The sequence below is a fragment of the Pirellulales bacterium genome (genome assembly GCA_035546535.1).
GTDB lineage: Bacteria > Planctomycetota > Planctomycetia > Pirellulales > JACPPG01 > JACPPG01.
The window spans coordinates 18,450-29,896 of the sequence record DASZWQ010000025.1; the positions used below are offsets into that span (position 1 = coordinate 18,450).

The 11,447-nt window shown below is 63.2% G+C and carries 11 protein-coding genes; 8 read left to right on the top strand and 3 right to left on the bottom strand.

What is annotated here, in order from left to right; all coding sequences use genetic code 11:
- Positions 1-91 precede the first annotated feature (91 nt).
- From mraY to VHD36_03250, 6 genes are all read left to right on the top strand, one after another.
- Positions 92-1,207: a phospho-N-acetylmuramoyl-pentapeptide-transferase gene (gene mraY, locus VHD36_03225; GenBank protein ID HVU86305.1), complete on the top strand. Its 1,116-nt coding sequence runs from the start codon at positions 92-94 to the stop codon at positions 1,205-1,207.
- A gap of 3 nt (positions 1,208-1,210) precedes the next feature.
- Positions 1,211-2,398, top strand: coding sequence for a glycosyltransferase (locus tag VHD36_03230; GenBank protein ID HVU86306.1), 1,188 nt, complete (start codon positions 1,211-1,213; stop codon positions 2,396-2,398).
- Between the two features lie 17 nt (positions 2,399-2,415).
- Positions 2,416-3,963: a UDP-N-acetylmuramate--L-alanine ligase gene (gene murC / locus VHD36_03235; GenBank protein ID HVU86307.1), complete on the top strand. Its 1,548-nt coding sequence runs from the start codon at positions 2,416-2,418 to the stop codon at positions 3,961-3,963.
- Positions 3,920-4,798: a UDP-N-acetylmuramate dehydrogenase gene (gene murB, locus VHD36_03240; GenBank protein ID HVU86308.1), complete on the top strand. Its 879-nt coding sequence runs from the start codon at positions 3,920-3,922 to the stop codon at positions 4,796-4,798. The genes murC and murB overlap by 44 nt, the downstream gene beginning before the upstream one ends.
- 109 nt (positions 4,799-4,907) lie before the next feature.
- Entirely contained in the window at positions 4,908-5,858 is a 951-nt protein-coding gene (locus tag VHD36_03245; protein HVU86309.1) for a D-alanine--D-alanine ligase, read from the top strand.
- Positions 5,855-6,784 (top strand): hypothetical protein, encoded by a 930-nt coding sequence (locus VHD36_03250; protein HVU86310.1) that lies wholly within the window; start codon positions 5,855-5,857, stop codon positions 6,782-6,784. Before VHD36_03245 ends, VHD36_03250 begins: the two co-directional genes overlap by 4 nt.
- A gap of 65 nt (positions 6,785-6,849) precedes the next feature.
- Here the strand turns inward: VHD36_03250 and VHD36_03255 are convergent, their stop codons facing one another.
- The 3 genes from VHD36_03255 to VHD36_03265 form a co-directional block, all read right to left on the bottom strand.
- Positions 6,850-7,068: a carbon storage regulator gene (locus tag VHD36_03255; protein HVU86311.1), complete on the bottom strand. Its 219-nt coding sequence runs from the start codon at positions 7,066-7,068 to the stop codon at positions 6,850-6,852.
- Positions 7,069-7,422: 354 nt separating this feature from the next.
- Entirely contained in the window at positions 7,423-8,613 is a 1,191-nt protein-coding gene (locus tag VHD36_03260) for an alanine--glyoxylate aminotransferase family protein (GenBank protein HVU86312.1), read from the bottom strand.
- A 129-nt stretch (positions 8,614-8,742) separates the two neighbouring features.
- Positions 8,743-9,327, bottom strand: a complete 585-nt coding sequence (locus VHD36_03265) for a hydrolase (protein HVU86313.1) — start codon at positions 9,325-9,327, stop codon at positions 8,743-8,745.
- 158 nt (positions 9,328-9,485) lie between these two features.
- Between VHD36_03265 and hslV the strand changes: the two genes are divergently transcribed.
- Both hslV and hslU read left to right on the top strand, forming a co-directional pair.
- Positions 9,486-10,028 (top strand): ATP-dependent protease subunit HslV, encoded by a 543-nt coding sequence (gene hslV / locus VHD36_03270; GenBank protein ID HVU86314.1) that lies wholly within the window; start codon positions 9,486-9,488, stop codon positions 10,026-10,028.
- The gene (hslU, locus tag VHD36_03275; GenBank protein HVU86315.1) at positions 10,016-11,350 is read left to right on the top strand and encodes an ATP-dependent protease ATPase subunit HslU; all 1,335 of its coding nucleotides are present in this window, start codon (positions 10,016-10,018) and stop codon (positions 11,348-11,350) included. Before hslV ends, hslU begins: the two co-directional genes overlap by 13 nt.
- The last annotated feature ends 97 nt before the right edge of the window (positions 11,351-11,447 follow it).

Consider the following 11,447-nt stretch of genomic DNA (forward strand, 5'->3'; position numbering starts at 1 on the left):
AATGGCCGCTCCGGTGGCTCAGGGAACACGCTCGACACCGGTCGCGGCCGAAAAGGGCCCGACCGGTGTCGATTGCATTTAAGGGCCGCGCATGTCCGAGTTTGTTGCCGATCCCGTGATGCGTGCGATGGCAGCGGCCGCTGCGGCCGGCCTGTTCATGGCCGGCATTCGCCCGGCGGCGATTCGTTTCTTGCGTCGATGCTGCCGCGAGCCGCTCAAAAGCGATTCGGCACGCCTCGACGCCCTGCACCACGCCAAGGACGGGACGCCCACGATGGGCGGGCTGTTCCTTGTTGCGGCGATCGTGCTGGGCGTAGTCCTATGCGGCGCCTGGCGGGATGCTGGTGTCTGGTTGGCGCTGGTCGTCATGTTGGGGATGGCCGCGGTCGGCGCCGTCGACGATTTGGTGAAACTGCGCACCCGCCGCGCCGGGTTAGGTTGGCGCGGCAAACTGCTGGGACAACTCGTTGTCGCCGCGATTCCCGCAATCGGCTTCTCTGCCGGCTGGTGCGCGCCGGCCGACGAATCGTTGCTCATATTCCCCGGCGCGGGCGCACTGGCCGATTCCTGGTTGATTATTCCTTGGGTGGGACTGGTAATCGTGGCCACGGCCAATGCGGTGAACATAACTGACGGGCTCGACGGATTGGCCACAGGGTGCGTCCTCTGCGCCGTCCTCGCCGTGGGCGTGATCACGACGTTTTGCATCACCGGCCCGCAGCGCGAATTGATCGTCGTGGCCGGCGCTTCGGCGGGCGCCTTGATCGGATTCTGGCCCTGGAATCGGTATCCTGCGCGAGTCTTCATGGGAAACACCGGGTCGCTTGCGCTCGGTGGATTATTGGGATTCCTGGCTCTAGCGACCGGCACGGAAATGTGGCTGCCGCTCATCGGCGCGGTCTTCGTGGCCGAGGCCGTGAGCGTGATCGTGCAAATCGTCAGCTTTAAAACGCGCCGCCGCCGCGTTCTCCTTTGCGCACCTTTGCACCATCACTTCGAGTTTCTGGGGTGGCCGGAAACGAAAATCGTGCGGCGATTCTGCGCGGCGGCTACCGGATGCGCGGCACTGGCGGTGGTGATGAACCTGGCCGGGTCCGCATTGCTGCGTTCTTTGCCGGAGGCGAAATTGGCACAGGTTGCCGGCCAAACCACCGCGCAACAGGCTAATTCTCAAATCCCGCGCCGACTGGAGGAAGGAATTCGTTAGGCTATGCGCACCGCTCGCTCAACGAGATTTCCGCTGCACGTAGTTTTCGCGGGCGGCCTGACGGGCGGGCATCTTTTTCCGGCTCTGGCCGTGGCTGAGCAATTGATTGCCGAGAGCCCCGACGCGCGGATATCCTTCCTCGGTCCTGGGACGGCATTGGAACGCACGGAAGTGTCTCGCGCCGGTTACGAGCATCTGACGATCTCCTGCCCACGAGCGCCGAAGGGCATGGCGCAGGTTGCCGGTTTTGGATATCGCATGCTGCAAGGTTATCGCACTGCCCTCGCCTATTTGCGCCGTCAACATGTTTCGATCGTTGTCGGCTTAGGTAGCTTCGGCAGCGTGCCGGCCGCATTGGCCGCGCGACGATTGCGTTTGCCGCTGGTGCTTCTGGAACAAAACGCGATCGTGGGTCGGGCGAATCGCCGGCTGGCGCCCTTGGCGAATCTGCTCTGCCTGAGCTTCGACGATGTCGCGCGGCAGCGCGGCAATCGAAGCGCGTTGGGACGCTGCCCGACGTTGGTGACCGGCACGCCGGTACGCGCCGCGTTTCGCACCGTGCGGTCGAGTGCCTGGCAACGACCGCGACTTGTGGTCACCGGTGGCAGCGGCGGGGCGCGACTGCTCAATCAAAGCGTGCCGGCGGCGCTCGCCAAACTCGGTTCGCAAATCACGGATTGGGAAATCATCCATCAAACCGGAGCGGCCGATGAAGCCTCCACCGCGGCAACCTACCGGGCCGCGGGCATTCGGGCTGTGGTACGCTCTTTCTGCGAGGACCTGGCAACTGTGCTGGCGCATGCAGACCTTGCCATTTCTCGCGCCGGCGGATCGACCCTGGCGGAACTGGCCACGATGCGGGTTCCACCCGTCTTGGTTCCGCTCGAAACGGCGCTAGATGACCATCAGCGTCATAACGCCCGCGCATTTGCCGCGGCGGGCGCTGCCGTCATGGTCGACGACGCCACGGAGCCGGTTGCCCTGTCGAAGTATCTGGCGGTTGCGCTCGCGCCGCTCGTGGAAAGGCCATGGCGCCGGCGTGCCATGCAAGATGCGCTGAGGAATCTCGCCCGACCCGATGCAGCGTTGCGAATCAGTCATCTGATCCAGCAATTTACGTGCGGCACAGATCGCGGAAACTGCGCAGTCGCCCCTTTCGCGCCAGATTCCATTGACGCTTTCGCGGCCTAAGTCGTACGATCTCCGCTTTGCGCGACGGCCACGCGGCCGAAGGGGCCCGCGGCGTGAAGCGCACCTGCGTTTCGCTCCTGCCTGGACCGGAGTCGCGCAACGCCTGCGATTGCGGCGAAATAACGAACTTGATCGCGCCATTCCATAACGTGTCGGTGCAACAGATGCACCCGCTGAGCCTTCCAGGCCAAGCCCATCTCATCGGCATCGGCGGTGCGGGCATGCAGGCCCTGGCCCAAGTATTGCTCGATCGCGGTTGGCGACTTTCCGGATCGGACACAAGTGTGGCGGGCGTCAGGTGGTTGCGCGATCGTGGGGTCGATGTGCATAGCGGCCATGCCGAGGCGGCCGTCTGCAAGCGCAGCGGTGGCGTGGTCTACAGTGACGCAGTGAACGCCGACAACGTCGAACGACAAAAGGCCGCGCGATTGGGGCTCGCCGAGTTCAGTTATCCGCAAGCCCTTGGTGTCTTGATGGCCGAGCGGCGCGGCCTGGCCGTGGCTGGCACGCATGGCAAATCCACCGTGACCGCGATGATTGCCAAGATCATGGAGCGAGCGGGGTTTGATCCGACCGTGATCTGCGGCGCCGCGCCGGCCGGTGCAAATTCCGGAGGTCGAGGCGGCGCGGGGGAATGGCTAGTCGCCGAAGCATGCGAGTATCGGGAGAATTTCCGGCACCTGCGCCCCGAACTAGCCGTGGTCTTGGGAATCGAGATCGACCATTTCGACTACTATTCTTCGCGGGCGGAACTGTCGGCGGCGTTTCGACGATTTGTCGCGCAAGTGCCGGACGCTGGGGTCGTCCTCGCCAATGCCGATTGTCAGGCCACGCGCCGCGCTACGGCCGACTGCCGGGCCCAGCGGCTCACGTTCGGCGTCTCCTCGGCGGATGCCGATTGGCAGGCTCGAGCCATCAAGCATATTCACGGGCGATACAGCTTCGAAATCTGGCACCACGGGGCACGGGTTGCCGAGGTGCTTTTGCAGGTGCCGGGACGGCATCAAGTGGTTAACGCCTTGGCGGCCGCCGCGGCGGCACGCGCAGCGGGTGTGCCGATCGAAGGCATCGTGGCCGGCTTGGAAGGATTTCGCGGCTTACGGCGGCGGCTCGAATTCGTCGCTCGCGCTGGTGGAATCGAATTATGGGACGATTACGCCCACCACCCGACCGAAGTGCGTGCGACGCTGGCGGCACTGCGGACGATGTATCCGGCCCGGCGGATCTGGTGCGTTTTTCAGCCTCACCAGTTGTCGCGGACCCGGGCGCTAGTGGACGAATTCGCCGCAAGTCTTCACAATGCCGATCGTGTAACGGTCACCGAGGTCTTCGTGGCGCGCGAGACGCCGCTCGAATGTCCTCGGGCCGCGGCCGAGGATTTGGCCCGGCGCGTGCGCGCTTATGGCACGGAAGTCTTGCCTGATTCGCGTCCGGCCGCGATCTTGAACTACATCTGTACCGCCGCGCGTCCGGGTGATGTCGTCATCACCATGGGGGCTGGCGATATTCGGAATCGATTTGATGAGCTTGCTGACCGGCTTCGAGCCAATCGCACGTCAGGGTGAGCCGCTGGCGCAGCACACCTGGTTTCGCCTGGGCGGCGCGGCGGAGTATTTCGCCGAACCGCGTACGGTCGAGCAGTTGCAAGCGCTCGTGCGGCGCTGCGCCACCGAAGGCATCCAGATTCGCATGCTTGGCGGCGGATCGAACGTGCTGGTGCGCGATGAAGGCGTGCCCGGTATGGTGGTGAGCCTCGCTGATCCAGCGTTCGCGGAAATCACGGCGTCCGGTCGCAAGATCTCGGCCGGAGGTGGCGCGAAACTGGGACACTTGATCTCCGTGGCCGTGCGCGAAGGGCTGGCCGGGCTCGAGCCGCTGGTCGGCATCCCGGGCAGCGTCGGCGGTGCTCTGCACGGCAACGCCGGAAGCCGCGGCGGAGATATCGGTCAGTGGACCTGTCGGGCGACGGTTATGACGCGCTCGGGCGAGATTCTCGAACGGGAGCGCGACGACCTGACTTTCGCCTATCGGGAAAGCAGTTTGGATGAGCTGGTTATCTTGCAGGGACAGTTCGAGCTGGAAAAGGAAGATCCCGAAGAACTCACGAAGCGAATGCAGAAATACTGGATCGTGAAGAAAGCCAATCAGCCGCTCGGTCACCAGAGCGCCGGTTGCATCTTCAAGAATCCGCGCGGCATGAGCGCGGGAATGTTGATCGACCAGGCCGGCCTGAAAGGGAGCCGCGTAGGCGGCGCGGAAGTGAGCGATTTGCACGCCAACTTTATCGTCGCCGACGCCTCGGCCACCAGCCACGACGTGTTGCGGCTGATCGATCTGGTGCGCAGCCGCGTCGCCGAGCGGCTGGGCGTGGAATTAGAAACCGAAATCGAGATTTGGTAAGTCGTAGCGCGTTGTAAATCCCTGTGCGCCGGCGGAGCCGGTGGCACGCCGATCCGCAGCAGATGCGGATTTGTCAGTAATAGCTTTTGCCGTCAAGGAGGATGGCTCGATGTTTCATGTGTCGACACAATCCGGCCTGCGCATCGTGGTGCTGGCCGGCGGCGATTCCGCCGAACGCCCGGTAAGCCTGGCCAGTGGTGAGCAAGTCGCTCGGGCCTTGCGCGAGGCCGGGCATCACGTCACGCTCTGCGATCCCGCCGCCGTCGTGCTCGAACAGTTTCCGTGGCACGAGCACGACGCCTGCTTTCTGGCCCTGCACGGCGGCGCCGGCGAAGACGGACAGATCCAGCGCCGTCTGGCGGCACTCGGCGTGCCGTTTACGGGCAGCAAGGCCAGCGCTTCGTGTCTGGCCATGTGCAAAAGCGCGAGCAAGGAACGCTTCTTTCAGGTCGGCGTGCCCACGCAGCCCTATGTGCTCGTACACCGGGGCGATTCTCCGGCCGACGTGGCCGCCAAGACCGCCGCGCTGCGATTTCCGCTGATCGTAAAGCCCGACAGTCAGGGTTCGAGCCTGGGGCTGGGTTTGGCGCGGACGGCCGATGAACTGCTGGCCGCCGTGACGGCCGCCGCGGCGTTCGACGATTTCGTATTGATCGAGCCGTTCATTGTCGGACGCGAATTTACCGTCGCGGTACTCGGTCGCCAAACATTGCCGATGGTGGAAGTGGTCGCGCCAGGCGGGCTTTTTGATTACGAAGCCAAATACGAATGCGCGATGACCGAGCATATCTTCGACACCGGGTTGCTTCCGGAAACCGTGGCCGAAATTGAGCGCGCGGCGGTGGCCGCGGCCGAGGCCCTCCGCACCTCGGGCCTGGTGCGGGTCGATTTGATGCTCGACCGCATGGCACGCGTATGGGTTCTCGAAGTGAATACGATTCCCGGAATGACGCCGCACAGCCTGGCGCCCAAGGCCGCAGCACGCGCCGGCATGAATCTGTCGTCTCTGTGCGAGTGGATGTTAGAGGATTGCCTGGCAACGAGCGAGGTGACGCGATGACCCCATCGAAGCCTTCCGAAGCGAAGAAGCCCGACGCGAGCCGCGGCAAAGCGTGGCGCGCTTATGTGCGGCGGTGCTTGCTGGCGTTGATCGCCGCGGGCGCGGTTGGTGGCGGCATCTACCTCGCCTGGCAGGCCGTGGCGCATGACGTCCTGCGGCACGATTCCTTTCGCCTCACGCTCGATCAGCTTTCGGTCAGCCCGCAGCCGAAATGGATTCGCAAGGATGTGCGCGAAGAGGTCTTTCGCGAAGGTGGTTTTGAGAACGACGTGTGGCTGCACGACCCCCATCTCGCGGAACAGATCGCGAAGACGTTTGCGCTGCATCCGTGGGTGGCGAAGGTCGATCGCGTGAGCATTCGTGGCGCGGCGGTCCAGGTCGAGCTGACTTATCGGCGTCCCGTGTGCATGGTGGAAGTTCCGGGCGGAGTTTTTCCTGTCGACGTCGAGGGCGTCCTTCTACCTCGCGATGATTTTTCACCGGCCGAGGCACGCAGTTATCCTCGGCTGGCCGGGATTACGACCGTGCCCGCGGGACTGGTCGGAATGCCCTGGGGCGATCTACATGTTGTCGGCGGCGCCGAGATCGCCGCGGCGCTGGTTGATTGCTGGGAAGAATTACGGCTCGATCACATTGCCGTGATGGCCACCGGCTCGCCCGAAATACTGTTCGAGCTGGTTCCACGGGCGGCCAGCAGTCGAGCCAAGGACCGCATCATCTGGGGCCATGCGCCGGGAGGGCGGGAAGCCAGCGAGCCGGATATCGAACAGAAGGTAGCGGCCCTCAAGGAGTTCCTCGGCAAGCCGACGCTTTCAGGGGGCGCGGTGCGGGCGAGAGAACTCGATCTGCGCCACGGCGGCGCCGGGCGCACGGCGATGCTTTCCGACGAGGAGACAGCCGAGGAAGAACAGACGCAGACACGCTGAGCGCGCTTGCGAGCAAACCACGGCCCGCAACGGAATCATGCGGAAGACAAAGCAGCGGGAAACGATTAGCTGCTGAGCGTGGCGTCGCACAGCTCGATGGCCTCGTCAACCATCTGCGCTTCATCTTTAACGGGGCCGTGTAGCAATTCTTCGCGCACGATCGCCATATCGCCGGGAGCATCGATGCCAATGCGCACGTTCCCTTGGCCCATCCGGACCACGGTAATCGTGATCCTGTCCCCGACGACGATGCGCTCGCCCACCTTCCGAGATAAGACAAGCATATGCGTAATTCCCTTCGCAGTTGCTAGCCGTACATGTCATTGGCCGACATGCCACGGCGCCGCAGTCCCCGGTTCGGCTCCCGTAATCACACCAAGCTGGCAGCGAAAGCATAGCGACGCTGTCGCCGTGGAGCAAGCGAAGTTTTCGGCCAAAAACTGTCCGGTCAAAGTCGGTCGGCAGCGTACCGGCAAGCGACCGTCGGAGCATCGGGGAATCAACGTACGAAGTGCCGATCCCGCCTCAAACCCTCGTGACTTGACGGCGGGTTGTCGCTGTAAAAATGGGAGGGATGCGTTGCGCTGGAAGGGGGCCTTGTCGATCGGCGTTTAGCACCTGCGCACCCAACGGTGACCCTACTTCTCCGACTCCTGATAGACGACGTTGGCAGCGGCGATACCGGCGCCGTGCTCGAATTTCAGTCCCTGTTCGGCTAGCAATTGCTCTAGCGCGCCCAAAAGTAGCAGTACGTTATTCGCCCGTGAACTGTGCCCCATCAGCCCAATGCGCCACGCGCGGCCTTTGAAATCTCCCAGTCCGCCGCCGATCTCGATGCCGAATCGCTTGAGGAGCGCTCCGCGCACCTTGGCATCGTCGATTCCCTCGGGAACCCACACGGCGTTGAGCATGGGCAACTGGTGCCCTTCGGCGCTCGCATAACGAATTCCGATGGCCCCCAGCCCCGCCTTCAGGGCGCGGTGATTCAGCATGTGCCGGGCGTGGCATGCCTCGAGCCCTTCGTCAAGGATCACACGTAGCGCCTCGTACAGGGCGTAGGTCATATTGATCGGCGCCGTGTGGTGGTAGACGCGTTCCTGCCCCCAGTACTTGGCGAGCATCGATACGTCGAGATACCAGCTCTGCACCTTGGTCTTGCGTGCCAGGACAACTTCCATTGCCCGCTCGCTGAAGGTCACAGGCGCCAGGCCTGGCGGACAGCCCAGGCACTTTTGGGTGCCGGAATAGAGAGCATCGATTTGCCAGCGATCAACCTCGACCGGGATGCCGCCGAGGGCGGTCACCGCGTCGACAAGCAACAGCGCGCCTGCGTCGTGGACCAGCTTTGCGATCTCTTCGATCGGCTGCCAGGCACCGGTTGAAGTCTCGGCCATTACGATGCCGACGACTTTGGGCTTGGCCTTGGCGAGCGCTTCCTTGAGCGAGGCCGGCTCGAAGATCTCGCCCCACGGACGATCGACGCGCGTGACCTTCGCTCCGGCGCGTTCGGCGACGTCGACCATTCGCCCGCCGAAAACTCCATTGACGCACACCACCATCGAATCGCCGGGCTCGATCAAATTCACGACCGTGGCTTCCATGCCGGCGCTACCGGTCGCGCTAACGGCCATGGTCATGCGGTTCTGCGTGCGCATCACCGTACGCAGCATCTGCTGCATGCCGTTCATCAGTTCCAGGTAGTAAGGATCCAGATGGCCGACCGTGTTCGCGGCCAGCGCCCGCAGGACGCGCGGGTGCGTATCGCTGGGGCCGGGTCCAAGGAGTACTCGAACCGGTGGATTCAATTCTGCTGCTGCCGAGTCAGTCATCGCCTGTGATCCCGCTTCTGAAAATTAAAGGTGTAGGGCCATTCGCATGCCCGTCAGTTTTTGATCGATGTCATGAGGAGCGCCGGATCCAGGGCATCATGGCGTCGACGCTGGCCGGAGGGGGAAACCTTATTCCGGCGGTTTTTCCTGGACCAGGGCACTGATCTGCTTGAATTGCGGGGTGCCCGAACGCTCGCACCATTCGAACAAAGCTGCCTCGGTCGTCGTTAACGTGACGCCGGCCGAGTCCATGCGCCGCAGCGCCGTCTGATAGTCGATATCGAAACGTGCGCCGATCGCATCCACCGCCAGGTACACACGGTAGCCGGCGGCCAGCAGATCAAAGGCCGTTTGCTGGACGCACACGTGGGCTTCGATGCCGGTGATCAACACGCGGGCGATGCCGGTGCGCTGCCAATCTTCCATGATTTCCGAGCACGCGCAGCAACTGAAAGCAGTTTTCGCCGGAATCGGACCGACAAGTGAGGCCAGTTCCGGAACCGTCGGACCGAGCCCCTTCGGGTATTGTTCGGTGGCCGCGACTGGCACGCCCAGCAGTTTCGCGCCGTCGATCAGGCGGCGAATATTCCAGATGATGCGGCGGTGCTGAGGAACCAGGGTGATCAACTTGCCTTGTACATCGACCACCAATAGCGCGGTATCCGAGGCCGACATCAGTTCCGGGCTGCGCGCGAGCGATTGCACGTCATTCATAACGCAAAGCTTAGCGAATCGTGCTGGATGCGGCCAGCGGCGCGGGGGGCGTCACGCGCGGTGCTTCGGGCCCTGGTGCGCTTCGTCGATTTTGGAGAGAATGCACGAAAATGCCAGCGAGCACGATCAGCTCAATCCCTTCGCCCGCGCGAACCAACATGAAAACACGTTCGACGACGATCCTTACCGTGCGGCATCGCGGCCAGGTGGCGCTGGGGGGCGATGGCCAGGTGACGATGGGCTCTTCGATCATGAAGGGGGATGCCGTCAAGATTCGTCGCTTGATGGAAGGCAAAGTCATCACCGGCTTTGCCGGCTCGGCGGCCGATGCATTCGCCCTGCTCGAAAGGTTTGAAGCGAAACTGAAGGACTATCCCTCGAACGTGCCGCGGGCCGCGACCGAGCTGGCCAAGGATTGGCGAACGGATCGGGCTTTGCGCCGACTCGAGGCGCTCTTGGCCGTGGTCGATGCGCGAAGCACGCTCTTGGTCTCGGGGACCGGGGATGTAATCCAGCCGACCGACGGTGTCCTGGGCATCGGTTCCGGGGGAAACTACGCCGTGGCCGCGGCCCGGGCCTTGGTGGCACATAGCGACCTATCGGCCGAGCAAATCGTGCGGCAGGCGCTGGAGATCGCAGCCGGCATCGACATCTATACCAACACGAACATCACGATCGAGGTGCTGGCGTGCGCGACCTGACCCCGCGCGAAATTGTCGCCGAGCTGGATCGGCATATCATCGGACAGGCGGACGCCAAGCGGGCCGTGGCAGTAGCGATTCGCAACCGCTGGCGCCGGCAACGCGTGGCCGAGGATATGCGCGCCGAAGTGGCGCCGAAGAACATCCTGATGATCGGCGCCACGGGCGTCGGCAAAACCGAGATTGCTCGGCGGCTGGCCAAATTGACCGGGGCGCCGTTTATCAAGGTCGAGGCCACGAAGTACACCGAGGTGGGCTACTACGGTCGCGACGTCGAGAGCATGGTTCGCGAGCTGGTCGAAAACGCTATCGGCCTGGTGCGCGAGACGGAGCGCGCGCAGGTCGAGCAGGAAGCGCGACGCCGCGCCGAGGAGCGTCTGCTCGACTTGTTGGCCCCCGCGCCGGTGAGTTATGACGTTGGCGCGGATAGCCCTGACTCGCCCGAGCGCTACGAGCGTACGCGGCAAAAGATGCGCGAGATGCTGGCCGCCGGAGCGCTCGAAGAGCGCAAGGTCGAGCTCATGGTCGAGCAACGCTCGATGCCTATGATGCTCAGCGGCATGGGCATGGAGCAAATGGATGACTTGCAGGGGATGTTCGAGAAGATCCTGCCTAAGCAGTCGGCCCGCCGTGAAATGTCGGTGGCCGAAGCGCGGCGGGTGATTTTCGAGCAAGAATGCGACGCCATGATCAACCAGGAAAAGGTCAACGCCAAGGCGATCGACCTGGCGCAGAATTTGGGGATCATCTTCCTCGACGAAATCGACAAGGTCGTGGCCAGCGAAAACACGAAAGGGGCTGACGTTTCGCGGCAGGGAGTGCAGCGTGATTTGCTGCCGATCGTCGAAGGAACCACGGTGCAGACAAAGTATGGCTACGTCAGCACCGATCACGTGCTGTTCATCGCCGCCGGCGCCTTTCATCGCGCCAATCCCAGCGACCTGATGCCCGAGCTACAAGGGCGTTTTCCGATTCGCGTCGAGCTGCAGGACCTGACGAAGGCGGACTTCGTGAGGATTCTTACCGAGCCGAAGAACGCGCTCACGAAGCAATATGCGGCACTGCTTTCGACCGAGGGAGTCACGCTCGATTTCTCGGACGACGCCGTCGAGGCGCTGGCGGATTACGCTTTCAAGGTGAATCAATCGACGCAGAACATCGGCGCCCGCCGGTTGTACACGATCATGGAGCGGCTGCTCGAGGAGCTGAACTTCGAGGCCGCTGATATGCACACCGGCCGCGTGATGATTAACGCGGCATACGTCCGCGACAAGCTCGACGAGATCACGCAAGACGAAGATCTCAGTCACTTCATCCTGTAGCGTGAAACGCGGGTAGGGTGCTCTGCGAGCACCGGAATCGGTGATGCAGTTTGGGGCACACAGTGCGTTTAACGGAATTGTGCCATGCTTTATTCGC